Genomic DNA, 24,228 nt, shown 5'->3' on the forward strand with positions numbered 1-24,228 from the left:
TGTCGACAGACCGGCCGGAAGCTAGCGTGATGGCCGAGAACCACGAAGTCCGCGCGATGTCGGGGCGACATGCGCGGACGTCATGGGCGGTGCGTCATGGGCGGTGCGTCATGGGCAGTGCGTCATGGGCAGTGCGCCATGGGCCGTGCGTCATGGACGGGGCGTCGCATGACGCGTGGCGGGCGCTCAGGCGAGCTGGACCGCCCGCGCCGTCTCGTCCGCCGGCTCGGCGGCCGAGAGGTAGCGCATCCGCAGGGGCCGCAGCACGAACAGGGCGAGCGCCGCCGCCGCGAGGTTGAGCCCGATGATCAGGGCGAAGACCGCCGACCAGCCGTAGGCGGCCGCGACCATGCTGGCGAAGGGCACCAGGAAGGCCGCCGAGCCCTTGGCCGTGTAGAGCAGGCCCGCGTTGCTCGCCGCGTATTTCGAGCCGAACGTGTCGCCGCAGGTGGCCGGGAACAGGGAGTAGATCTCGCCGAACACGCCGAAATAGACCGCGGTGGCGAGCACGAACACGATCGGGTTGCGGCCGAACAGCAGGAGGACGATGACCGCCGCCGCGGCGGTGCCGAAGGCGATGAACATGGTCGGCTCGCGGCCGATCGTGTCGGAGACCCAGCCGAAGAAGGGCCGGCCGAAGCCGTCGAGGATGCGGTCGAGGGAGATCGCCAGCGTCAGGGCCACCATCTGCAGGCCGAAGAGGCTGACCGGCACATCCGCCACCTTGAAGTCGTGGGCGATCGGCGCGATCTGCGCCGCCGTCATCAGGCCGCCCGACGCGACCATGACGAACATCGCGTACATCACCCAGAACACCGGGGTGCGCACCGCCTCGCTCGGCGTGCGGTCCACCCGGGCCTGCGGCAGGTGCAGGCTCTTGCGCGTCACCGGCACGGCCGTGCGCGGCTTGCGCAGCAGGAAGGACAGCCCGATCACGACGGCGCCCTGGATCAGCCCGAAGGTGAGGAAGGCGGTCTGGTAGCCGCTGGTGGCGATCATCTTAGCGATGGGCACCACAGTCAGCGCCGCGCCGGCCCCGAATCCGGCCGCGGTCGCGCCCGCCGCGAGGCCGCGCCGGTGCGGGAACCACTTCAGCGCATTCCCCACGCAGGTGCCGTAGACCGCTCCCGCCCCGATGCCGGCGACCACGGCGCCGAGATAGAGCACCGGCAGCGATTCTGCGTAGGCGTCGATCACCCAGGCCAGCGCGATCATCACGCCGCCGAAGAAGACTACGACCTGCGGCCCGTAGCGATCCACGAACCACGCCTCCACGGGCACCAGCCACGTCTCGGTGGCGACGAAGAGCGTGAAGGCGAACTGGATGGCGGTTCGGCCCCAGTGGAAGCGCGCGTCGATCGGATCGACGAACAGCGTCCAGCCGTACTGGAGGTTGGCGATCATCGCCATGCACACGATGCCGAACGCGAGCTGCCACCACTTCGCGGACGGGGAGTCCTGACGTTCCATCCCTGTTTCCCCTTATGGTCGGGCGGGCCGCCCGAAGGCCGACAATGCACTAAAATGCCTGGTATGCAACATACCAAACCGGGAATCGGCGAGGCTGGCGCTATCGTGCCAGCCATCCCTCCCGTTCCGAAAGCCGACCTGGGTGCCGGGGCTGCCCCTGGGCCCGGGCGGGTGACGCCGAGCATCATTCGCCGAAGCGGTCACCGGTTTGGTGGCGAACATGATGCGACAACAAGGGCCTCAGCGGAATTGACCGATGCAGTTCTGCTGAGGTGCATCCTGGCCGGTGCAAAGCCGGCTTCGCCCCGCCCGGCTCCCTGGCGCAAAGCCCGTGTCCTCCCGTCCCTAGAGTACCGGTCTTGAAATTCAAGTTGGGGACTTTGCATCGCAGTCGAGGCACGCTTCTGGATTGATCATCTCGCGGCGGAGAATTGCAAAAATCTGTGATTAAACTTTTTTAAAGACTTTACTCCTAAGGCATGCCATAACGTGGTGGAGGGGTCGTATGTTTCGGAGCAACAAGTTGAATGTCGCCGAGGCGACCTTGAAGGCTCTGGATCGCTCGCTCGCAGTCATCGAATTCGACATGGATGGCACGATACTGCACGCCAACCAAAACTTCCTCGATGTGGTCGGCTACGAACTCGCTGAGATCAAGGGCAACCACCACCGCATCTTCATGGACGAGAAGTCCGCTGGCGAGCCCGAATACGCGGCGTTCTGGCAGAAGCTCCGGGCCGGGGAGTTCTCGGCGGGCGAATACATGCGGTTCGGCAAGCATGGCCGGCGCGTCTGGCTGGAGGCGACCTACAATCCGGTGTTCGACCAGGGCGGCAAGCCGTTCAAGGTGGTGAAGCTCGCCGCCGACATCACGACGAAGAAGACCGAGATGAGCCGTCTTCTGACCATGGTCGAGGGCATGCCGGTCGCCGTGATGACCGCGGATCCGAGGAACGATTTCCGCATCGATTACCTCAACACCGCCTCCAAGGAGACGCTGCGCCGGCTCGAACCCCACCTGCCGATCAAGGCCGATCAGCTGCTCGGCGCGTCGATCGACGTGTTTCACAAGAATCCGGGCCACCAGCGGCGCATGCTGGCGGATGCGAGCCGCCTGCCGCACCGGACGAAGATCCGGCTCGGCCCGGAGGTGCTCGACCTCCAGGTGTCGGCGATCATGGGGCCGGACGGGAGCTACATGGGCCCGATGCTGACGTGGTCGGTCGCCACCGCCCAGGTCGCCATCGCCGAGGACGTGTCGCGCGTCGTCGCGGCCGTCGCCTCGGCCGTGGACGAGATGCAGCATTCCGCCGAGGGTCTCACCCGCTCGGCCGACCAGGCGAGCCAGCGCGCCGCCACGGTGGCGGCCGGGTCGGAGGAGATGACCGCCTCCATCCACGAGATCTCCGGGCAGGTCGGCCGCGTCTCCGAGCGCGCCCAGCAGATCGCCGCCCAGGCCGAGGCCACCGACGCCACCGTGCGCCTGCTCTCGGCCAAGGCCCGCGAGGTCGATTCGGTGGTCGGCATGATCTCGACCATCGCCGGCCAGACCAACCTGCTCGCGCTCAACGCGACGATCGAGGCGGCCCGGGCCGGGACGGCGGGGCGCGGCTTCGCCGTGGTGGCGAGCGAGGTGAAGGCGCTGGCCTCCCAGACCGAGAAAGCGACCGGCGAGATCAGCCAGCGGATCAACGACATCCAGGGGGCGACCGGGGATGCGGTCTCGGCCATGCAGACGATCAGCGCGGCGGTGGCCGAATTGTCGACGCTGACCCTCGCGATGGCGAGCGCGGTGGACGAGCAGGCGGCCTCGACCCAGGAGGTGTCGAGCAACATCGCGGCCGTGTCGACGGCCGCGACCGAGACCGGTCGGCTCGCCGAGAAGGTGCGGACGGTGGCGGGCAATCTCGCCGGGCATTCGGACGGGCTGAAGGGCAGCGTCGACAAGTTCCTCGCCGCGGGCTGAGGGCCCGCGGCGCGGTCCGTCAGGCGCGCGGTGCGGGCGCGATCTCGGCGAGCGCGAGGTCGGCGAGCCAGCGCAGGCGCCGCTCCTCCTCCGGATCGAGGAGGCGCGGGCGGGTGTCGGCGACGCAGAGGGTGCCGATGCAATGGCCCTCCGCCAGGATCAGCGGCTGGCCGGCGTAGAAGCGGATGTAGGGCGGCCCGGTCACGGCCGGGTTGTCGGCGAAGCGGGCGTCGAGGAGGGTGTCGGGCACGACGAGCGGGGCGTGCGAGCGGCACCCGTCCGAGGCCGCGACCACGTGGGCGCAGAGCGAGGCGTCCCGCGGCGTCTCGCCGAGGGGCAGCCCGTGATTGGCCTTGAACCATTGCCGGTCGCTGTCGACGAGGCTCAGCGCCGCGAAGGGCGCCGCGATGCTCCGGGCGGCGAGCGCCACGATCCGGTCGAAGCGCTCCTCGGCCGGCGTGTCGAGGAGGCGCAGCGTCCGCAGGGCCGCGATCCGCTCCGCCTCGCCCGGCGGCTTGGCGGCGCGGGTCCAGCGGCAGGCGGTGCGCATCAGCCACGCGCGCAGGCGGGTGCGGGCGTAGCTCGCCGTGAAGGGCCGCACGAGCCGGTCGCTGAGGCCGAGGGCCTCGTCGCCGCGCCGGTCGTCCGACGGGCTCACCAGCACGATCGGCAGGTCCTGCCCCATCGGGCCGAGCGCCCGGATGGCCGCGCAGAGCGCCCCGACCCGCTCCGGGGTCTCCGACCGAGGCTCCAGCACCGCGAGGGCCGGCTGGTGGCGCAGGACCGCCTCCGCGACGGCGCCGGGCTCCGGCGCGGCCGCGTGCACGCCGATGCCGTCCCCGCGCAGGATCGCCGCGAGGCTCTCCGCCGCGGCGGGGTCGTCGGCGGCGAGGAGCACCGATTGCGCTGCCAGCGCCGAGCCGACCGCCTCCCGGGCCGAGCGCACCGGGGAGCCGGCGGGCGCGGTCCGGGCGGCCGAGAGGTCGATCGTCTGCCCCTCGGCGGCGGCGAAGAGGTCGAGATCGCCGGTGCGGTAGCGGGCGACGAGGGCGTCGAGGGCGTCGTCGTCGCGGTCGGGGTCGTGGTGCATCAGGGCGAGCCGCGCCGCCCCCGCCTCCCGCGCGACGCGGCAGGCATACTCGATGGTGCTGTGGCCCCAGCCGATCTTCGCCGGGTATTCCGCCGCCACGTACTGGGCGTCGTGGATCGCGAGGTCCGCGCCGCGCAGGAAGCCGGCATGCCGGCGGTCCTCGCCCTCCAGCGCCCCGGTGCCCTCGGCGGCCCCGGCGCAGAAGGGCTCGTGGTCGAGGGCGTAGACCACGGTGGCCCCGTCCGCGGTCAGCCGGTAGCCGAGGGTGAGGGCCGGGTGGTTGAGGTAATGGGTCTCGACCGCGACGTCGTCCTCGAGGGTCAGCTCGCCCTCGACGAGGTCGTGGTAGCGGATCGTGGCGCCGAGCTGCTCGAGCGCGACCGGGAAGTAGCTGTACTGCATCTGCCCCGACAGGGTCTCGCGCAGGGAGGCCCCGAGCCCGCGCGGCGCGTAGATGTCCCACTCGTTGCCGGGGACGAAGAAGGGCGCGAAGAACGGCACGCCCTGGATGTGGTCCCAATGGGTGTGGGTGATGAGCACGTGCCCGCGCAGGGGCTCGCCCGTGGCGGCGAGTTCCCGCCCCAGCGCGTAGGCTCCCGTGCCCATGTCGAGGATGACGCGGGTGCCGCGCGCCGTGCGCAGGGCCACGCAGGAGGTGTTGCCGCCGTAGCGGATGGTGCGCGGCCCGGGGACCGGCAGGGAGCCCCGCGTTCCGAAGAACCGAACCTGCATGGCCCATCCTCCCGGCCATCCGCCGCCGGCATGCCCGAGCGGGACGTGAAGTTTTCGCGAGAACCGGTCCCGGTTCAAGCGGGGACCGTCAACCGCAGGCATCGGACCGTCCTCAGCGTCACCGGGAGGGCGTTCGCGGCTCAAACGAGAGCTGCTCCAGCTCGTTGATTGGGTTCGGCGCCTCCACCCGCCGCTCTGGCCCGGAAACCCCTCTCCCGTGCGGGGGAGGGGATCCCGCGCCCGGACCTGAACTCACGAGCCAAGTCCGCCCGGATGATCGGCGGGCGGCAGGGATTTCAGACCGCGTGGCCGCGCATCGACAACCGGATATTAACCACGATCCTCAAGCATAGCCGCATGAGACATCGACGGCATCTGACGACCATAAACTTCCTGTTGCTCGCCAGCATTGTGCTCGCGGCTGGCTGCACGCGGGCGCACCGGTCTGATCTGTCGTCGATCCGGCCGGTCGAGTTTCGGGATCGGCCGGTCGGTCGCGGGACCGGCAGCGGAGCCAGGCACGCGGCCGGGTATGTTGAGCCGATGCTTGTCCTGCGCGGTTCGCTGCATCCGAAAGCGAACAAGGCTCCGAGCTTCACGAAAGTCGAGGATGCCTGGGCGTTCTACGACGACTTGGCGAGACGGATGGACGCACGGGCGGTGCGGAGCATGCGGACGATCTGCCTGGGCTGTTGACGCCGCGCGAGTTCGGCCGGGGCGCCGCCGGGCGACCCTGGCGGACGATGCGCGGGGGCGGGGCTCGCCGGCGGCGTTGATGTCCGGCGCCCCGTCGGGTAACCGGGCGCCGCGACGGCAACGTCCTCGCCCCGCCCGGCTTCGCCGGGGCCGGGTTCTCAAGACCGGGACGGCCCGGCAGCCCGGGGAGGCTGTCGTGGCGTGGCTCGTTCTGGTGATCGCCGGCCTGTTCGAGGTCGTGTGGGCCTTCGCGATGAAGCAGTCGGACGGCTTCACCCGCCCCTGGCCGACCGTGCTGATGGCCGTGGCGATGCTGCTCAGCGTCGTGCTGCTCTCGTGGTCGATGCGCGTGCTGCCGCTCGGCACCGCCTACACGGCCTGGACCGGGATCGGCGCCGTGGGGGCCTTCGTGGCCGGCGTGGCGGTCCTGGGCGAGGCCGCGAGCCCGCTGCGGATCCTGGCCGCCGTCCTGATCGTGAGCGGGCTCCTGCTCATGAAGCTGGCGAGCCCCGAATGAGGCGCGCCCGATCCTCTCCGGCCGGGCCCCGGACCGTTCGGATCAGGCCAGGGTGGCGAGCAGCCCTGCGAACAGCCGCCCGCGGCTGACGAGGCTGTCCTCGTCGAGATGCTCCTCCAGGGTGTGGTAGCCCCGCCCGATCACCCCGAGCCCGTCGAGGGTCGGCAGGCCCATCGCCCCGGTGAAGTTGCCGTCCGAGCCGCCCCCGGCGCTGCGGTGGGGCAGGGGCAGGCCCATCGCCCCGGCGAGCCCGCGGGCCGTCTCGTAGAGGGCGAGCGTGCCCGCATCCGGTTCCCAGACCGGGCGCGTGACCCCGCGCGTCACCGTGAAGGTCACGTCGTCCTCGGCGCCGGAGAGGGCGAGCATGCGGGCGACGCCGCGGTCGAGGTCGGCCTGGCGCTTGGCCATGCTCAGCGCCTCGCCCCGGCAGGTCGTCGGCACGCAGTTCACCCACTGGCCGCCCTGGACCACGCCGACGCTGAAGGTGCAGTCCTCGCTCGTCATCGCGTCGATCGCCAGGATCTTGCGGGCGAAGCTGCGCACCGCCGAGCGCCCGTCGCCGAGGCGCGAGCCGGCATGGCTCGGCCGGCCCACCGCCTCCAGGTTGAAGCGCGCGATGGCGTAGCGGCCCGTCACCACCCCGTTGTCCTCCTGGCCCGGCTCCGGGACGAGGATGAAGCGGTGGCGCGCGGCCTCCGCCTCGATCAGGTCGCGGGTCGCCGGGCTGCCGATCTCCTCGTCGCTGGTGAACAGCACCGTGACGGGGAGCGGCGTCGCGATCCCGGCCCGGCCGAGGGCCCGGATCGCCTCCAGGGCGATGAGGTTGCCGCCCTTCATGTCGAGGATGCCGGGGCCGTGGACCCGGCCGCCCTCGCGCCGCCAGGGCAGCGCCCGCAGGGTGCCGACCGGATGCACCGTGTCCATGTGGCCGAGCACCAGGATGCCGGGCGCGCCGGCCCGCGGATGCGGGAAGCGGGCGCGCACGCAATCGCCGAGCCCCAGCCGGCCGGGGATGATCTCCACGCCCGCCCCCGCCACCGCGAGGTCGCGGGCGGCGAGCGCCATCATGCGGTTGACCGCCGGGGCGTCGAAGGTCGGGCTCTCGCACTCGACCCAGGGGCGCAAGGTGGCCAGCATCGCCTCGCGGTCGAGGGGCAGATCGGTCGGGTTCATGCGGCCTCGAAGGGGTTCGGATCGCGGGGCCACCAGGGGCCCGCCTTCTTGGTGAGGGGCAGGGTGGCGAAGTCCGGCGGCACGGCGCCCGGGGCGGCCACGTAGCGCACCTCGCTCGCGATCGGCGCGAAGGCGGCGTGGAAATGCTGCATCGACTTCACGATCACGAGGCGCTTGTCGTGCAGGGTGAGGCCGAGCCCCGTGAAGCCGTCCGGATCGAAGGGCTGCTGGCGCTGACTCGTCAGCACGAGGTGGATGCCGTCCGCCTCGACCCAGGCGCAGGGGCCGAGCAGCGCCCGCCCGCCGCTGAGGCCGCCCTGGCTGTGCGCCTCGGAGAGGCCCCGCACGGTGATGCGCAGGTCGACCGGATCGCCCGAGGTGACGCCGCACTTGCCGCCGACGCGCAGGGTGAAGCTGGCGCCGAGCCCCGCCTCCCGGCAGATGCCGACCGCGCCCGGATCCCAGTAGAGCCCGCTCGCCACGCCCCGCACGCCGCGCTCCACGAGGCGGCGCAGGATCGCTGTGTTGTCGGAGGGCGCGCCCGCCCCGGCATTGTCGGCGACGTCGGCGAGCACCATCGGGCGCGGATCCGGGGAGGCGAGCGCCCGGTCGATCGCCTGATCGATGGTGTCGTAGCGGGTGGCCGCCTCCTCGCGCATGGCGAAGACCTCGCCGGCGAGGTCGCGGGCGAGCGCCGCGGCCTTCCCGGAATCGCCATCCGCCACGACCAGCATCCTGGCGCCCACATCCGCCACGTCGGCCCAGGGGAAGCCGTGCCCGAAGGACACCGACAGGATGCCGTCCCGGCCCTCCGCCGCGCTCATGCGGTCGACGAAGCGGCGCACCGGCGGGTCCGAGGTGCGCCACAGGCTCACCATCCGGCAGTCGTGATAGGCCATCACGGGCCGGATCCGTCCCTCGGCGGTGCCGATCACCAGGGGGTAGAGGTCGCGGGCCCGGTCGACGATGTCGGTGTGGGGATATTCCTTGTAGATCACGATGACGTCGGCTTCCCGCCGCATCATCTCGGTGAGATGGCAGTGCAGGTCGAGTTCGACGCCGACCGGCACCCCCGGCCCGACGATCCCGCGCACCCGGGCGAGGGTGTCGCCCTCGCAATCGTCGTAGCCCTCGGCGACCATGGCGCCGTGCATGAACAGCAGCACCGCATCCACCGGCCCCGCGGCGCGCAGGTCGTCGAGGAGCGTGTCGCGCAAGTCCTCGTAGACGTCCCGCAGGGTGATCCCGCCGGGCTGCGCGAAGGTCGAGAGGCTCTCGACCACGCTGTGGCCGTCCGCCTCGGCGAGGCGGCGCCACTCCTTGAGGCCGATATTGCTCAGGCGCGGCGGGTTCAGGCTGCCGTCGCGGCGGGCGTAGTCGGCCAGGAAGGCGGTCCGCCCGGTCGGCAGGGGCGCGAAGGTGTTGGTCTCGGTCGCGAGGGAGGCGATGAAGAGCTTCACGCGGGGATGGTCTCCATGGGCGAGGCGGCTTCCGGATCCGGCGCAGGCGATCGCGATAACCTCGGCCGCCGGTCTGCAAGAGCCGGGCCGCTCACCCGGCCGTCTCGGCGAGGCGCTTCCTCTGCACCTTGCCGTTCGGGGTGCGGGGCAGGGCATCCAGGAACACGATCTCGCGCGGGCACTTGTAGGCGGCGAGGCGCTCCGCGCACCACGCGAGCAGCGCCTCCCGGTCCGGCTCCGCGCCGGGCTTCGGCACCACGTAGGCGGCGATGACGCGCACATCCGCCCGCACCGTCCGCTCGGCCACCGCCACCTCCTGCACGTCCGGATGGCCGATCAGCGCCGCCTCGACCTCGTTCGGCGAGACCCGGTAGCCGAAGGCGTTCATCACGTCGTCGTGGCGGCCCTCGAACCAGACGTAGCCGTCCGCGTCGAACCGGGCGAGGTCGCCCCCCGTGAACCACTCGCCCCGGAAGACCGCCGCCTCCTCGTCGGGGCGGTTCCAGTAGCCGAGCATCAGACCGGGATCGGAGCGGTGGACCGCGAGCAGCCCCGGCTCGCCCGCCGGCAGCGGCGCGGGCGGGCCCTCGGGGGGCAGGATGGCGACGCGCCGCCCCGGCTGCGGCCGGCCGGGGGAGCCGGGGCGCACCGGCACGGTCGGGCCGGTCGAGATGTAGGTCGAGATCTCGCTCATCCCGAGCGCCTCGTAGAGGAGCTTGCCGGTGAGCCGGGTCCATTCGTCGAGGAGATGGGCGGAGAGCGCCTCGCCCGCCGTGATGCCGTGACGCAGGCTCGACAGGTCGTGGGCGCCGAGATCGGCGTATTTGAGGATCTGCCGGTAGAGGCTCGGCACCGCGGCGAACAGCGTGGCGCGGTAGCGGGCGATCAGGGCCGGCCAGATCCCGGGATCGCGCCGGCCCGTATAGAGCACCGTCGTGGCGCCCCGTGCCCAGGGATCCTGGATGCCGACGCCCAGCGTGTAGGTCCAGTTCATGGTGCCGGCATGCAGCACCACATCGCTCTCCTGCAATCCGAGCCAGTGGTCGTGCATCGGCCGCCGCCCCCAGAGGGTGCGGTGGGCGTGCAGCACGCCCTTCGGCCGGCTCGTCGTGCCGGAGGTGTAGACGAGGTAGGCCGGGTCGTCCGCCGCGGTGTCCGCATAGGCCGGCAGGGGCGGCCCGGCCCGCAGCCGCGCCACGTCCGCCGGTCGCAGCACCACGCGCCCGCGGCAGGCGTCCGGGTCGAGGGGGCAATCCTCGGCGGCCACCACGGCGGCGGCGCCGGAATCCGCCATCAGGAAGGCGGCCTCGGCGGGGGTGAGCTGCGGCGAGGAGGGCTGCGCCACCAGCCCCGCGGCCAGGGCCGCGAAGTAGACGATGGCGTAATCGGCGTCGTTGCCCATCCGGATCATCACCCGGCTGCCGGGGCTGAGACCGAGATCGAGCAGCCCCGCCGCGACGCCGCGCACCGCCCGGTCCACCGCGCCGTAGGTCAGGACCTCGGCGGCGTCGCCGTCGCCCGCCAGGATCAGCGCCGGCTTGTCGGGATGGCGGCGCGCATTCGCCTCCAGGCAGTGACGGGCGCCGTTGAAGCGGGCAGGGGGCGGGCTGGCGTCGGATGGGGCGCTCACGGGGAACTCCGGGCCGCGGAACGAGCCCTCGTCTTACGCAACCGGGCCGCGATCGTCACCCGGACCTTCGCCGGGCGCGGGTGATCCCAGCCGGTTCGGTCGCGAAACCAAGTGTTGTACCGGTCGCTCACGCGATTTCTTTGAATCTGATGCCGGAGGTCCGGTCTTCGTGGATGCGCCTCCATGTACTTTGGTTGATGAGCGCAGATTAATAGAATGTTCACGCTTGTGACATAATCGATTTCGGCACACTCGCACGTGGTCCGCAACATGTCCCTGCTCGCAAGTCTCAAGGTCCGCCTCCCGGCCACGACGGTCGGCCTTGCGCTCATCAGCGCGGCCGCGATGGGGACCCTGAGCTGGTACGCGGCCAGGGACGGGCTCGTGACGGCGGTGCAGGAGCGCCTCGCCTTCGCGGCGACGGCCCGGAAGGCCGGCATCGAGCTCGTGGCGGGGCGCCTCGCCGATGAGGTGCAGGCCCTCGCCGGCACCCCCCAGGTCGCCAGCAACCTGCCGGACCTCATCGAGACGCTCGATCCCGCCAAGCCCGATTTCGAGGCGGTGGTGAAGGCCTTCACCGCCCCCGCCAGCGTGGCGGATCGCCTCGCCCTCGACGGCACCAGCACCGGCACGATGTACGGGCGCCGCCAGGCCAAGGTGCAGGAGGCCGCCCGCCGGCTCGTGGCGCGTCCGGGCATCGCGGACGTCCTCTTCGTGGAGGAGGGCGGACGCATCGTCTACACGGCGACCAAGGACGGCGACTTCGCCAAGTCCGTCTCCGATCCGGGCCTCGCCGGCACAGCCCTCGCGCGGCTCGTCGAGCGGCTGAAGGCTGCCGAGGGCGACGTCGCCCTGTTCCAGGATTTCGCCGCCTATCCGGTGGGCGAAGGGCCCGCCGCCTTCGTCGGGCGCGCCATCACCCGGCGGGCGAACGTCGCCATGGGCACGGGGCAGGCCGCCACGCGCATCGGCTTCCTCATCCTGCGCCTGTCGCCGGCGGCCTTCGACGCCACCCTGTCGGACCGCGAGGGCCTCGGCCTGACCGGGCAGGTGATGGCGGTGGGGGCGGACGGGTTCCTGCGCAGCAACCCGCCGCTGGGCGGCCCGCGGGCCGGGCGCCCGGTGAGCGAGCGCGGCGTCCCGGCCGACGCTCTCCGCTCGGGCGGCGCCTTCACGTTCCAGAGCGCGGACGGCACCCGCGTGGCGGCCTCCGCGCCGGTCTCGGTGCTCGGCACGTCCTGGACCATCCTGGCCGAGCAGGAGGAGGGCGAGGCCCTCCGGGCGGTGGGCCGCCTCACCCGCCTGCTCGCCCTGTCGGCGGCGGCGGTGCTGGCCCTGACCGCGCTCATCGGCACCGCCCTCGCCCTGTCGATCGTGCGCCCCCTCGGCGCCCTGACCGGAGCCCTCCAGGCGCTCGCGGCGCGCCAGACCCTGGCCGAGGTGCCGGGCCACCGGCGCGCCGACGAGATCGGCGACATCGCCCGGGCGGTGGCGGTCATCCGCGACGTCTCGCTGGAGGACGCCGCGCGGCAGCTCGAGACCGAGGCGGCCCAGCGCCTGCGTCAGGAGGAGGAGCGGCGGGCCCTGCTGCGCGACCTCGCGGACGGGTTCGAGCGCTCGGTGGGCGGCATCGTGGATGGCGTGGCGCAGGCGGTGGCCGGCCTCTCGCAGGCCGCCGACACCATGACGGGTGCGGTCGAGGGGACGGCGCGCCGCTCCACGGGCGTCGCCGCCACCGCCCATCAGACCGCCGGCAACGTGACCGCCGTCGCGGCGGCGGCGGAGGAACTCGGCGCCACCGTGGGGGAGATCAGCCGGCAGGTGGAGCAGGCGGCCGCGATGTCGCGCGGGGCGGTCGAGGAGGCGAGCCGCACGGCGGGCACCGTCGAGGCGCTCTCGGCGGCGGCCACCCGGATCGGCGACGTGATCGGCATGGTGTCGCAGATCGCCGGCCAGACGAACCTTCTCGCGCTCAACGCCACCATCGAGGCGGCCCGGGCCGGGGAGGCGGGCCGCGGCTTCGCGGTGGTCGCCGCCGAGGTGAAGAGCCTCGCCCAGCAGACCGCCAAGGCCACGGACGAGATCTCCAGCCAGATCGGCGCGATCCAGAGCGCGAGCGGCGACGCCGCGGCGGCGATCCAGGCCATCGCCGCGCGCATCGGCAGCATGGAGGAGGTGACCGCGGGCATTGCCGCCGCGGTGGAGCAGCAGGGCGCCACCACCCAGGAGATCGTGCGCAACATGGGGCAGGCCTCGGACGGCACCGGCGCGATGACGGCCGACATCGCGGGGGTCGCGCAGGCCGCGCAGGCGGCGGGGGCCGCCGCCGGGCAGGTGAGTGCCGCCTCCTCAGGCCTTGCCGCGGAGGCGGAACGCCTGCGCGCCGAGGTCGGCTGCTTCCTGGCGAGCGTGCGGGCGGCGTGATCCCGCACGGGCTCGCCGGCCCGCAGTGTTGCACCGTGTCTACAGCGCTCGGACGGCCGGCTGACTAGGAGGGGAGGATTGCGCGCCCGCAGGCGCGCCGCCCGAAGGCTCGTCGCCCATGCCGCGCGCGGCTTCCTCCTCCCCCGATCCGGCCGTCGACGCGGCGGCGCTGCTGCGCCGCATCGGCTTCCTCTGCATGCTGGTGGTGGTGCCCCTCGCCACCCTGGTGTCGCGCCGGGCCATCGTCATCCTGGTGCCGATCGCGGTCGCGCTCCTCTGCCTCGCCACGGCCCTCGACGGGGCGGGCCGGCCGCTCGGGGCGGGCCTCGTCCGCTTCGTGCGCTCGCGGGCGATGGCGGCGGGGGCGCTCCTCGTCGGCTGGGCGGCGCTCTCGATCGTCTGGACGCCCTTCCCGGGCTCCGCCACCGAGCGGCTCCTCAACATCGCGATCACGGTCCTCCTGACCCTGGCAGGCTACCTCGCCCTGCCGGACCGGATGCGCGCGGCCAACGCCTACCTGCTGCCGGTAGGCGTCGGGCTCGCGGCGGTGGCGGCGGTGGCGCTCGGGCTGTTCAGCGGCGCAGCCCTGCGCATCGGCCTCGACGACGATTCCACCCTGGAGCGCGGCGCGATGCTGCTCGCGCTCCTGGTCTGGCCCGCGGTGGCGTGGCTGCGCTCGCGCCGCCGCGACGTCGAGGCGCTCGGCGTCGCGGTGGCGGTGGCCCTCGCCCTGGTGCTCGCGCCGGGCCCGATCCCACTCCTCGCCCTCGCGGCGGGCGCCGTCGCCTTCGTGCTGGCGGCGTGGCGGCCGGGCCCGGGCGTGCGGATCGTGGCCGGGGCCGCGGCGGGGCTCCTCGCCCTCGCGCCGCTCATCCCCTTCCTGCTGCGGCCGCTGGTGACGCCGCTCCTCGGCACGGCGCATCCGCTGGCGATGGCCCTGAAGACGTGGCAGCGCGTGGTGACGAGCGAGCCCCTGCGCCTCCTCACCGGGCACGGCTTCGAGACCGCCCTGCGCGGGCGGATCGTCGGGCTCCTGCCGCCGAGCGCACCGACCTCGCTCCTGTTCGAGATCTGGTACGAACTCGGCGTCGTCGGGGCCGTCGCGGCGGCCTTCGTGCTGTGGTCGGCGGTGCTGCAATCGGGCCGCGATCACCCGACGCTCGCGCCGGGCGCCATGGCGACCGCGATGACCGCCTTCGCCTCGGCCTGCCTCGGCATGGGCACCACGGTGATCTGGTGGCTCACCAGCGTGGCGATCGCAGTGCTGGCCTTCATCGCCATCGAGCGCGGCCAGTTCCGCACCAGCCGGCCGAAGGCCAGCGCCCTGCCGGGCCGGGGCGGATAGGCCGCGCAGCGTCCCGGTCGCGCAGCCTCGCCGCCGCCGGACCTGTGACCGTTTCGGCGAACGACGCCTACTCGGCCTGCGCCTCGATCCGGGCCATGTCCGCGTCCGAGAGGCCGAAATGGTGGCCGATCTCGTGCACCAGCACGTGGGTGACGAGGTGGCCGAGCATCTCGTCGTGCTCGGCCCAGTAATCGAGCAGCGGGCGGCGGTAGAGCCAGACCATGTTGGGGAACTGGCCCGTGGCGAGGCTCGCCGCGCCGCCGCCCTGGGCGAGGCCGGTGCCGCGGAACAGCCCGAGCAGGTCGAACTCGCTCTCGCAGCCCATCTCGTCGAGGGTCTCCTCGTCCGGGAAATCCTCGACCCGGATCACCACGCCCTGGCAGAGGCGCCGGAAGGCCTCGGGCAGGCGCGCGAAGGCCGTCTCCGCCAGGGCCTCGAAGGCGGCGAGGTCGGGCGCGCGCGCGGCGCTCCAGTCGGGCGTGTCGGTCATCACCAGAGCCTGAGCTGCACGCCGAGCCACCACGCCATCACCGCGACGGCCACGACGCCGAGGCCGCGGCCGATGCGCCGGCCCCAGATCTCCGCCGGATCGCCCTCGGGGCTCACGGGGCGAGGGCCGGCGAGACCCGCTCGGCGAGGAAGCCGGCGAGATCGTTGGTGATGTGGTCGATATGGGGCGCCCGCACCGCCTCCTGCTCGGTGGGATCCCGGAAGGGGTCCAGGGTGCGGGGCACCACCAGCACCGTCGCCATGCCGAGGTCGTGGGGCACGACGAGGTTCTTGGCGATGTCCTCGAACAGGGCCGCCCGGGCCGGGTCGACCCCGTGCCGGTCGAGGAACTTCTCGTAGGCCGACCGCTCGGGCTTGGGCACGAAGTCCGAGGCCGCGATGTCGAACACGTCCTCGAAATGATCGAGGATGCCGAGCTTGCGCGCCACGTTCTCGGCGTGGCGCCGCGAGCCGTTGGTGAGGATGAGCTTGCGCCCCGGCAGGGCCTCGATCGCCTGCCCCAGCGCCGGGTCGAGGACGATGCTCGAATGGTCGATGTCGTGCGCGAAGTCGAGGAAGTCGTAGGGATCGATCTTCCACTCGTCCATCAGCGCCCGCAGGGTCGTGCCGTAGCGGTGGTAGAAATACTTCTGCAGCGCCTGGGCCGAGAGCCCGTCCAGCCCGAACAGATGCATCACGTAGCGGGTGATGCGCTCGTTGACCTGCGGCCAGACGCGGGCATCGTGCGGATAGAGCGTGTTGTCGAGGTCGAAGACCCAGGTGTCGACATCCGCGAAGCCGCGGGCGTTGGGGGCGGTGAGATGGCTCTCGCTGGGCAGGAACACGGGTCTCGACCCATTCGACGCGAAGGGGGCCCCGCGGCCCCCGGGCGTTCAAGATAAGCGTCCCGCTCCGGAAGGGAAGCGGGGATGGTCCGGCGGCCCCGCGGGGCCGCCGTTCAGATGGCGCTGCGCCGGATCAGCGTGCCCGCGCCGTAATCGGTGAACAGCTCCAGGAGCACCGCGTGCGGAACCTTGCCGTCGAGGATGACCACCGCCTCGACGCCCTGCTCGATGGCGTAGATGCAGGTCTCGATCTTCGGGATCATGCCGCCCGTGATGGTGCCGTCCGCGATCAGCTTGCGGCAATCCTCGACGGAGAGTTCCGGGATCAGCTTCTTGTTCTTGTCGAGCACGCCCGGCACGTCGGTGAGGAGGAGCAGGCGCTTGGCCCGCATCGCCCCGGCGATGGCGCCCGCGAAGGTGTCGGCGTTGACGTTGTAGGTCTGCCCGTCCGAGCCCACCGCCACGGGGGCGAGGACCGGGATCAGCTCGGCCTTGAGCACCGCGTCGAGCACCGCCCGGTTGACGCGCTCCGGCTCGCCGACGAGGCCGAGATCGACGTGGCGCTCGATGTGCGAATCGGGATCGACCACGGTGCGGGTGGCCCGGCGGGCCTGGACCATGTTGCCGTCCTTGCCGCACAGGCCGATGGCCTTGCCGCCCTCGGCGGAGATCCAGCCCACGATCTGCTTGTTGATCGAGCCGGCCAGCACCATCTCGACCACCTCGACGGTGGCCTCGTCGGTGACGCGCAGGCCCTCGCGGAACTCGGACTTGATGCCGAGCCGGTCGAGCATGCGGCCGATCTGCGGGCCGCCGCCATGCACGATCACCGGCTTCAGGCCGGATTGCTCGAGGAGCACCACGTCCTCGGCGAAATCCTCGGCGGCGGCGCGGTCGCCCATGGCGTGGCCGCCATACTTGATGACGACGATCTCCTCGTCGTAGCGCTGCATGTGCGGCAGCGCCTGCACCAGCACCTCGGCCCGCACGTGGACGTTGGGCAGCGCGTCCGTGTCGGATTGGCTCATCGTGGCGGCGTCCTCTCGGTCGGTCCCCGTCCCCCGGGGCGGCGGGTTCTAGCGCAGGATTCCGGGCGTCGGAAGCGTGGAACGCCGCCTTTAGGGGAGGCTGTGCGACGGGATGATGACGCGGGACGGGTGACGACGCCCCCGCTCCGCTCAGGGCAGCGCCGGGGTCTCCGCCGGCCCGGGCAGCCCGTCGCTCTCGTCCTTGAGGCCGACCCCGGTGAGCCCCCGCCGGAACGCCTGCGCGATCAGCCAGTGCAGCTTGAAGGCGGCGAGATCCGGCTTGAGCCCGGCCCCGCGCACGTTCGACAGGCAGTTGCGCTCCGCATCGGTGCGGCCGGGACGCGGATCGAGGGTGAGGTAGATCCCGAGGCTGTCGGGGGAGGAGAGGCCCGGCCGCTCGCCGATCAGCACCGCCACGGCCCGGGCCTTGAGCGCCGCGCCGACCGCGTCCCCGAGCGCCACCCGGGCCTGCTCGGCCACCACGACCGGGGCGAGCGACCAGCCCGAGCCGACGAGCGCGGGCCGGAGGGCCCGCAGCAGCGGCACTGCGCCTTCGTGGACCGCCCGGGCCGAGAGCCCGTCCGCCACCACGAGGGCGAGGTCGACGGGGCCGCCCGCCGCGGCGGCGAGGCGCTCCAGGCTCTCCCGGTCGGGCCGGCGCCCGAGATCGGGGCGCCGCAGGTAGGTGACGCGGTCGGGGGCCGCTGAGGCGACCGCGAGCGTCGGCAGATCCAGGGCCTCGATCTCCGCCCGCAGGGCCGGCGCATCGAGGGGCGTGTGCACCGCGTCGCGGGCCTGGGCATGGGCGAGGGCGAAGTCGAGCACCGCCCGGGTCGGCAGGCCCGCCCCGGCTCGGCCGAGCCCGATCCGGGCGGGGGTGAGGGCGGCGAGGCGCCGCCAAGCCTCCTCGGGGCTCACGCGGCCAGCCCCGGCGCGGCGGCGAGCAGCGGAGCGGCCCCGCCGGGCAGGAGCGCCCCGGCCGCGTCGGCAAGGCCGATCCGTTCGAGCCAGGCGGCGAATTCCGGCGCCCGCTTCAGCCCCAGCACCTCGCGCAGGTAGAGCTGGTCGTGGAAGGACGTCGACTGGTAGTTCAGCATCACGTCGTCGGCCCCCGGCACGCCCATGATGTAGGTGACGCCCGCCGCCCCGAGCAGCGTCAGCAGGGTGTCCATGTCGTCCTGATCGGCCTCGGCGTGGTTGGTGTAGCAGACGTCGCAGCCGAGCGGCACGCCCATCAGCTTGCCGCAGAAATGGTCCTCCAGCCCGGCCCGGATGATCTCCTTGCCGTCGTAGAGGTATTCGGGCCCGATGAAGCCCACCACGGTGTTGACGAGGAGCGGCCGGAAGGCCCGGGCCACCGCGTAGGCCCGCGCCTCCAGGGTCTGCTGGTCGATGCCGTGATGCGCATCGGCCGAGAGGGCCGAGCCCTGGCCGGTCTCGAAATACATCACGTTGTCGCCGAGATGGCCGCGCTTGAGCGCGAGCGCCGCCTCGTGTGCCTCCCGGAGAAGCGGCAGGGTGACGCCGAAGGAGGCATTGGCCTTCTGCGTGCCGGCGACCGACTGGAAGACGAGGTCCACCGGCACGCCGCGGTTGATCGCCTCGAGCGTCGTGGTGACGTGGGTGAGCACGCAGCCCTGGGTCGGGATCGCGAAGCGGGCGATGAGGTCGTCGAGGAGATGCAGCAGGCGCGTGAGCGCCTGCACCGAATCCGAGACCGGGTTGATGCCGATCACCGCGTCGCCGCAGCCGTAGGACAGCCCGTCGAGGATCGCCGCGGTGATGCCCGCCGGATCGTCGCTCGGATGGTTGGGCTGAAGCCGTACCGCCAGGGTGCCGGGCAGCCCGATCGTGTTGCGGAACCGGGTCACCACCCGGGCCTTGCGGGCGACTAGGATCAGGTCCTGGTTGCGCATGATCTTCGACACGGCGGCGGCGATCTCGGGCGTGATGCCGGGGGCGAGCGCCGCCAGGGTCGCGGAATCGGCGGTGAGCAGGAACTCGCGCAGGCCGCCGACCGTGAGGTGGGCGATCGGGGCGAAGGCCGCGGCGTCGTGCGTGTCGAGGATCAGCCGCGTGACGTCGTCCTCCTCGTAGGGGATGAGCGGCCGGTTGATCAGTTCCGTGAGCGGCAGGTCGGCGAGGCACCAGCGGGCGGCGACGCTCTCCTCCGCGCTGCCCGCCGCGATGCCGGCGAGGCGGTCGCCCGAGCGGATCGGGCTCGCCTTCGCCATCAGCTCGGCGAGATCGGCGAACACCCAGCTGCGCGGGCCGACGACGTGCCGGTAGGCCATTCCGGTCTCCCTCTTCCTCGACCATTCTAGGGCGGCGCCCGATCCCGTTGCAATCGGTCGCTGCCCTAGGTCTTTGATTTTACCGCATTTTCTGCGGCGGACCGGGATCTGCTTCGCCGGACAATGCCCCAGCGCGGAGGTCGGCGGCTGCGAGCAGGCCCGCGTGACCCGCATGAGACGAAATTCCGGCGCGCGCCCCTGTCCGACCGAGCCGGCCGGACTACCTACGCAAATGCCGCGCCGCAGGAACACTTATTGCATCGCCCAGCAGGCTATCCTGTGTGATGGCGAGGCACGCCGTCCCGGGCTCTAAGCAGCATTCCACCATGGAGGAAGGCCGTGCACCGCTACTTCTTCGACCTTGAAGCCGAGGGTTTCGATGCCCGGGATGACGTCGGTGTGATCCTGGCCGATGCGCGCGCCGCGCGCGCCGAAGCGGTGCAGGCCCTGCGCTCCTGCGCCTCGGCGACCCTGCCCTGCGGGCCGGCCGCCGACCTCGCCCTGACGGTCCGCGACGAGACCGGGCAGACCGTGCTGCGCGTGGCGCTCGGCGCGATCCCGCAGGCCGACCGGCCCGTTCACGGCCTGGTGGCCTGACCGGGCTCCTCGGCGGCCACGATGACGGCGTGGCGGCGCCTTCCGAGGAGGCGATCCGGTGCCGTCCTGTGCGCCCGCCGCCCGTTTCCCGTGCCGCGCCTCGTGCCGATCGCGGGCGGGACGAGGCCGAACCATCCCGCCGAAGGTCTCATGCGAGACCACGAAGTATCGCCGGGCCGCGGCGGACTCGCCACCGCCACGACGGGGTATGCCGCCCCCTCGCCCGCGTGGAAAACGGAGTAGGCGAGCGCGCGGGACGCCTCCCGGCCGGCTTCGGCCCGGGGCCCGAAGCCTCACGCCTGGAAATCGACCAGCAAGGCGCTCGCGACGGTGCCGCCGCTGCTGCCGGTCGCGCCGTAGCGCGTGGCCTGGCCCGGGGATTGCGCGTCCTGGATCTGCTTGAGGAAATTCGACAGGAGATCGTCGAGGCGGCTGCCCGAGGCGGTGGAGGTCGAGGAGGCGACGCCGCCGACCGGCCCGCCCGCTTGCGGGCCCTGCTGGGAGAGAAGGCCCTTGAGCGTCTCGGCCTGCTCGCCCGTGAGCGTGCCCTTGTCGACCTCGCCCGCGATCAGGTCGTCGATGCGGCTCGTGGCCTCCGAAGGGTCGAGGCGCGCCGGGCGGGTGCCGGAGGCGCCTTGGCTCAGGGTCTGGTCGATGTCGTCGATGGCGCGCGACAGGGCCTCGGCATCCGTCGCGCCGATCGCGCCGGATTGCTCCTTGGCGCTCACCTGATCGAGGAGGCGCTGGCGGGGGGAGAATGGCGGGGAGGAGGCGGAGATCGTCGTCATCGCGGGCTCGCGGGGAGGGGCGCCGCCACGATGCCGGCCCGGATGGTTAAACCGGTTTAAGCGCGCGGGTCGACTTGGTTACCGGCCGTTGCGCCCGCCCGGCCGGCAATACGCGGAAACAAAATTCCCTGGCCTGGCTCGCGCGGCCTTCCGTCAGGCCGCCTCGGCGGGGGAGCGGCGGGGCGCTCCCGCCGCGGCGCGGGGCAGTTCGAGCCGCACCGCGAGGCCCCGCGGCGTCCGGTTGGCGAGCCGGAGGGCGCCGCCATGGGCCTCGGCGATGGCGGCCGCGATCGACAGGCCGAGGCCGAAGCCGCCGGCCTCGTTGAGGGTGCGCGCCCGGTCGCCGCGCACGAAGGGTTCGAGCATCGCGGACAATTCGCCCTCGGGGACGCCCGGCCCCTCGTCCAGCACCTCGACCGCCACCGCCTGCGGGCCCTCCTGGACGAGGCGCACGGTGGCGCCGCCGCCATACTTCACGGCGTTGTCCACGAGGTTCGTCAGCGCCCGCTGCAGCTCGGCGGGGGCGCCCTTCACGAGGCAGGGCTTCAGGCCCTCCGCCCGCACGTCCTCGCCGATATCGGCGAAGCCGTCGCAGACCGTCTGCACCACCGAGGCGAGATCGATGAGGGCGAGTCCCTCGCGGGTGCGCCCGTCGCGCACGAAGGACAGGGCGGCCTCGACGAGGGCGTTCATCTGGTCGAGGTCGCGCAGGAACTGCGCGCGCAGGGCCTCGTCCTCCAGGAATTCCGCCCGCAGGCGCAGGCGGGTGATCGGCGTGCGCAGGTCGTGGCTGATCGCCGCCAGCATGTGGGTGCGGTCGTCGATCAGGCGCTTGACCCGGGCGCGCATGCGGTCGAGGGCGCGCGAGACCGCCAGCACCTCCTCGGGCCCCGCCTGCGGCAGGGGCGCGAGATCCATGTCGGTGCCGAAGGCCTCGGCCGCGCGCGCGAGCCGCCCGAGCGGCGCCGTCAGCGCCCGCGCCGCCCAGACCGAGAGCAGGGTCAGGCTGAGGGCGAGGAAGAACAGGGTGAAGAGGATCGCGCCGGTGAGGGGGCTGCGCCGCTCCGCCCGGGGCGACAGGTCGGCCGCGAGGGCGAGCGCCGGACCGCGGATGACGAGCCGGCGCGGGCGGTCGTCGCCCGGCGCGAGATGCCCGCTCGCCGTCACCTCGAAACCCTCGCCGAGGGTCCGCCGCAGCTCCTCGGCCTCGGTGCTGGCGCGGATCGGGGCGGGGGGCGGCGCCTCGCGCGGCAGCACGGTGAGGCGGAAGCCGGAGGGGCCCTGGGCGGCGGCGGCGACCACGGCGGCCCGGTCCTCCGGGCCCGTCGCGGCCAGCATGCGCACCACCAGGGCAAGGCGGTTGGCGAGCGCGCCCGGATGCTCCTCCAGGCGCCGCAGGTCCGGACGGATGAGCAGGAACGCCACCGTCAGGACGACGTGGGTCACCACGATGGCGGCGACGACCAGGATCGCGATCTGCCCGGCGATGCGCCGGGGGAGGCGCACCCGCCCGCTCATGCCCGGCTCACCTCCGGGGTGAAGACGTAGCCGCCGGAGCGGATGGTCTTGATCATCTCCGGGTTGCGCGGGTCGCGCTCGATCTTCTGCCGGATGCGGCTCACCAGCACGTCGATGCTGCGCTCGAACGGGCCGGGCGCCCGGCCCTGGGTCAGGTCGAGGAGCTGGTCGCGGGAGAGCACCCGGCCCGGGCGCAGGCACATGGCGTGCAGGAGGTCGAACTCCGCCGCCGTCAGCGCCACCTGGGCCCCGTCCGGGTTGAGGAGCTGGCGCAGCCCCGCATCGAGCACGAAGCCCCCGAAGCCGAGCCGCCGCGCCGCCTCCTCGTCCCGCGCGGCCCCGCCGCCGCCCCGGCGCAGCACCGCCCGGATCCGGGCGAGCAGCTCGCGCGGGTTGAAGGGCTTGGCCAGATAATCGTCCGCCCCGAGTTCGAGCCCGACGATGCGGTCGATCTCCTCGCCCTTGGCGGTGAGCATCAGGATCGGCACCGTCGATTGCGCGCGCAGGCGCCGGCAGATCGACAGCCCGTCCTCGCCCGGCAGCATCAGGTCGAGGACGATCAGGTCGACCCGGGAATCGGCCATCAGCCGATCCATCTCGCGGCCGTCGCCCGCGATGCTGATTCTGAGGTCGTTGCCGCGCAGGTAGCGGGCGACGAGCTGGCTGATCTCGCGGTCGTCTTCCACGAGGAGGATGTGAGGCGTGCTGGTCACTCCCGTGTTATGCCCGAGCGCGGCCTCCGCTTGAAGCATCCGAATGTTTCCGCTCCCGCTGCCGGAAAAGGACCGCAATGTTCGGGTCGCGTGCCGGGCGATTCGGCGCTTCGCGGATTGCGGGACCGCCCGGATCGTCCCATCTGCGGGCGACGGCCTCGAGACCAGGAGACCACGGTGCAGTCCCAGAACCGCTTGCTCGACGATTTCGCCCGCCTGATGACGGATGCCGCCGGTGCCGCCCAGGGCATGCGCCGCGAGGCCGAGACCATGGTGCGCGCCCAGGTGGAGCGCCTCCTGCGCGACATGGACGTGGCCTCGCGCGAGGAGGTGGAGGTGCTGCGCGACCTCGTGAGCGCGCTGCGCAGCCAGAACGAGGCGCTCGCCGCCCGCGTCGCGGCGCTCGAAGCCGCCCAGGGCGGCGCCCCGGCGTCAAAGCCCGCGGGCGCCTGATCTCCGCTTATTCACAGGAAGCTTCGGTGGATGGCGGGCTTGCGTCCCGCTTTCCCCGGAGGTTTCGCTTTGAGTCTCGCGACTCGACCGGGCTATAGTGACCCAAGCCCTGATTCGCCGTCATCAAGGGGAGACAAGTCGGCCGTTAAGCTCATCGCCTGCGGGCCAATACGTGCCGGGGATGCGATCTGCTTTGACATCGACATCGCTGTCCACGTCCCATGACGCTTCTCCCCGCTCGGACGAGCCAAGAACCGGATCGCCATGACCCAAGTGAACATCGTCGACCTTGAGCGCGCCGAGCACCCGCTCGATGTCGTCGAACGGCTCGCCTCCCTGCGCGACTGGATCTTCGACCGGGCCGAGACCGACGAGATGTCGGTGGCCGTCGCGGGCAAGTGGGCGGAGTATCACGTCGCCTATACGTGGATCGAGGACGTGGAGGCGCTGCACATCGCCTGCGCCTTCGACCTCAAGGTGCCGCCCCGCCGCCGCACGGATGTGCTGCAGCTCGTCTCGATGGTGAACGAGCAGCTCTGGGTCGGCCATTTCGACCTGTGGAGCGGCGAGGACGTGGTGATGTTCCGCCACTCGCTGCTGCTGACCGGGGGCGCCGAGCCGACCCACCGCCAGTGCGAGATGATGCTGAAATCGGCCATCGACGCCTGCGAGCGCTACTTCCAGGCCTTCCAGTTCGTGGTCTGGGCCGGCAAGTCGGGCCGGGAAGCCCTCGACGCCGTGCTGTTCGAGACCGAGGGCGAGGCCTGAGCGGGGTCCGGAGCCCGTTCCGCTCCTGCCGAGGTGCCGCGGAGCACCCCTGAGCGGTTTCTCGGATCCTGCCGGATCGTACGCGCGTGTATCCAGCCACATTCGCCCCCTTTCCGGGCCCGTTCGGGCCTGCATGACTGATACGGTTTCCGGACGATCACTTTCGGAAACCGTATCACGAGCCCGCGCGGCGCCTGAGCGAGGCCGGTTTCCGCATCGCGAAGCGATCATC

21 protein-coding genes are annotated in these 24,228 nt (G+C 72.3%); 8 read left to right on the forward strand and 13 right to left on the reverse strand.

From position 1 onward, the window contains the following. Nucleotides 1-186 precede the first annotated feature (186 nt). Nucleotides 187-1,470: an oxalate/formate MFS antiporter gene (oxlT, locus tag ACE101_RS02970; protein ID WP_379126050.1), complete on the reverse strand. Its 1,284-nt coding sequence runs from the start codon at nt 1,468-1,470 to the stop codon at nt 187-189. Between the two features lie 505 nt (nt 1,471-1,975). Between oxlT and ACE101_RS02975 the strand changes: the two genes are divergently transcribed. Continuing rightward, the gene (locus ACE101_RS02975; RefSeq protein WP_379126051.1) at nt 1,976-3,436 is read left to right on the forward strand and encodes a methyl-accepting chemotaxis protein; all 1,461 of its coding nucleotides are present in this window, start codon (nt 1,976-1,978) and stop codon (nt 3,434-3,436) included. Between the two features lie 19 nt (nt 3,437-3,455). Here ACE101_RS02975 and ACE101_RS02980 read toward each other — a convergent pair whose 3' ends face one another. Further along, complete coding sequence (locus tag ACE101_RS02980) at nt 3,456-5,258, reverse strand: MBL fold metallo-hydrolase (protein WP_379126052.1); 1,803 nt, start codon at nt 5,256-5,258, stop codon at nt 3,456-3,458. A gap of 273 nt (nt 5,259-5,531) precedes the next feature. Between ACE101_RS02980 and ACE101_RS02985 the strand changes: the two genes are divergently transcribed. Then, nucleotides 5,532-5,954 (forward strand): hypothetical protein, encoded by a 423-nt coding sequence (locus ACE101_RS02985; RefSeq protein WP_379126053.1) that lies wholly within the window; start codon nt 5,532-5,534, stop codon nt 5,952-5,954. Between the two features lie 196 nt (nt 5,955-6,150). After that, a complete protein-coding gene (locus ACE101_RS02990; RefSeq protein ID WP_379126054.1) occupies nt 6,151-6,471 on the forward strand; it encodes a DMT family transporter in 321 nt (106 codons plus the stop codon). Nucleotides 6,472-6,513: 42 nt separating this feature from the next. Here ACE101_RS02990 and ACE101_RS02995 read toward each other — a convergent pair whose 3' ends face one another. The 3 genes from ACE101_RS02995 to ACE101_RS03005 form a co-directional block, all read right to left on the reverse strand. Continuing rightward, entirely contained in the window at nt 6,514-7,644 is a 1,131-nt protein-coding gene (locus ACE101_RS02995; RefSeq protein WP_379126055.1) for a M20/M25/M40 family metallo-hydrolase, read from the reverse strand. Next, nucleotides 7,641-9,104, reverse strand: a complete 1,464-nt coding sequence (locus tag ACE101_RS03000) for a M81 family metallopeptidase (RefSeq protein ID WP_379126056.1) — start codon at nt 9,102-9,104, stop codon at nt 7,641-7,643. The genes ACE101_RS02995 and ACE101_RS03000 overlap by 4 nt, the downstream gene beginning before the upstream one ends. A 91-nt stretch (nt 9,105-9,195) precedes the next feature. Beyond that, nucleotides 9,196-10,734, reverse strand: coding sequence for a class I adenylate-forming enzyme family protein (locus ACE101_RS03005; protein ID WP_379126057.1), 1,539 nt, complete (start codon nt 10,732-10,734; stop codon nt 9,196-9,198). Nucleotides 10,735-11,004: 270 nt separating this feature from the next. Between ACE101_RS03005 and ACE101_RS03010 the strand changes: the two genes are divergently transcribed. Together ACE101_RS03010 and ACE101_RS03015 are read left to right on the forward strand one after the other, a co-directional pair. Continuing rightward, the gene (locus ACE101_RS03010) at nt 11,005-13,158 is read left to right on the forward strand and encodes a methyl-accepting chemotaxis protein (RefSeq protein ID WP_379126058.1); all 2,154 of its coding nucleotides are present in this window, start codon (nt 11,005-11,007) and stop codon (nt 13,156-13,158) included. A gap of 118 nt (nt 13,159-13,276) precedes the next feature. Next, on the forward strand, nt 13,277-14,503 hold the full coding sequence (locus tag ACE101_RS03015) for a peptide ABC transporter permease (RefSeq protein WP_379126060.1): 1,227 nt from the start codon (nt 13,277-13,279) through the stop codon (nt 14,501-14,503). A 67-nt stretch (nt 14,504-14,570) separates the two neighbouring features. Here the strand turns inward: ACE101_RS03015 and ACE101_RS03020 are convergent, their stop codons facing one another. The 5 genes from ACE101_RS03020 to ACE101_RS03040 all read right to left on the reverse strand — a co-directional run bounded on the left by ACE101_RS03020 (nt 14,571) and on the right by ACE101_RS03040 (nt 19,159). Next, nucleotides 14,571-14,993: a metallopeptidase family protein gene (locus ACE101_RS03020; protein WP_379126061.1), complete on the reverse strand. Its 423-nt coding sequence runs from the start codon at nt 14,991-14,993 to the stop codon at nt 14,571-14,573. 112 nt (nt 14,994-15,105) lie between these two features. Then, nucleotides 15,106-15,837, reverse strand: coding sequence for a pyrimidine 5'-nucleotidase (locus ACE101_RS03025; protein WP_379126062.1), 732 nt, complete (start codon nt 15,835-15,837; stop codon nt 15,106-15,108). Between the two features lie 113 nt (nt 15,838-15,950). Next, entirely contained in the window at nt 15,951-16,865 is a 915-nt protein-coding gene (gene argB / locus ACE101_RS03030; protein WP_379126063.1) for an acetylglutamate kinase, read from the reverse strand. 150 nt (nt 16,866-17,015) lie between these two features. Beyond that, nucleotides 17,016-17,783, reverse strand: a complete 768-nt coding sequence (gene eutC, locus ACE101_RS03035) for an ethanolamine ammonia-lyase subunit EutC (protein WP_379126064.1) — start codon at nt 17,781-17,783, stop codon at nt 17,016-17,018. Continuing rightward, entirely contained in the window at nt 17,780-19,159 is a 1,380-nt protein-coding gene (locus ACE101_RS03040; RefSeq protein WP_379126065.1) for an ethanolamine ammonia-lyase subunit EutB, read from the reverse strand. Before ACE101_RS03040 ends, eutC begins: the two co-directional genes overlap by 4 nt. Nucleotides 19,160-19,498: 339 nt before the next feature. On the opposite strand from ACE101_RS03040, the gene ACE101_RS03045 reads away from it, so the two are divergent. After that, nucleotides 19,499-19,756, forward strand: a complete 258-nt coding sequence (locus tag ACE101_RS03045) for a DUF6894 family protein (RefSeq protein WP_379126066.1) — start codon at nt 19,499-19,501, stop codon at nt 19,754-19,756. A 293-nt stretch (nt 19,757-20,049) separates the two neighbouring features. Here the strand turns inward: ACE101_RS03045 and ACE101_RS03050 are convergent, their stop codons facing one another. From ACE101_RS03050 to ACE101_RS03060, 3 genes are all read right to left on the reverse strand, one after another. Further along, nucleotides 20,050-20,544: a hypothetical protein gene (locus ACE101_RS03050; RefSeq protein WP_379126067.1), complete on the reverse strand. Its 495-nt coding sequence runs from the start codon at nt 20,542-20,544 to the stop codon at nt 20,050-20,052. 153 nt (nt 20,545-20,697) lie between these two features. Beyond that, nucleotides 20,698-22,062: an ATP-binding protein gene (locus ACE101_RS03055; RefSeq protein ID WP_379126068.1), complete on the reverse strand. Its 1,365-nt coding sequence runs from the start codon at nt 22,060-22,062 to the stop codon at nt 20,698-20,700. After that, nucleotides 22,059-22,814 (reverse strand): response regulator, encoded by a 756-nt coding sequence (locus ACE101_RS03060; RefSeq protein ID WP_379126069.1) that lies wholly within the window; start codon nt 22,812-22,814, stop codon nt 22,059-22,061. The genes ACE101_RS03055 and ACE101_RS03060 overlap by 4 nt, the downstream gene beginning before the upstream one ends. A 138-nt stretch (nt 22,815-22,952) precedes the next feature. Here ACE101_RS03060 and ACE101_RS03065 point away from each other — a divergent pair, with 138 nt between their 5' ends. After that, complete coding sequence (locus ACE101_RS03065) at nt 22,953-23,228, forward strand: accessory factor UbiK family protein (RefSeq protein ID WP_379126070.1); 276 nt, start codon at nt 22,953-22,955, stop codon at nt 23,226-23,228. A 264-nt stretch (nt 23,229-23,492) separates the two neighbouring features. After that, nucleotides 23,493-23,996: a type III secretion system chaperone family protein gene (locus tag ACE101_RS03070; RefSeq protein ID WP_379126071.1), complete on the forward strand. Its 504-nt coding sequence runs from the start codon at nt 23,493-23,495 to the stop codon at nt 23,994-23,996. Nucleotides 23,997-24,228 lie beyond the last annotated feature (232 nt).

Origin of the sequence: Methylobacterium carpenticola (genome assembly GCF_042748905.1) — a bacterium.
Classification (GTDB): Bacteria; Pseudomonadota; Alphaproteobacteria; order Rhizobiales; family Beijerinckiaceae; genus Methylobacterium; species Methylobacterium carpenticola.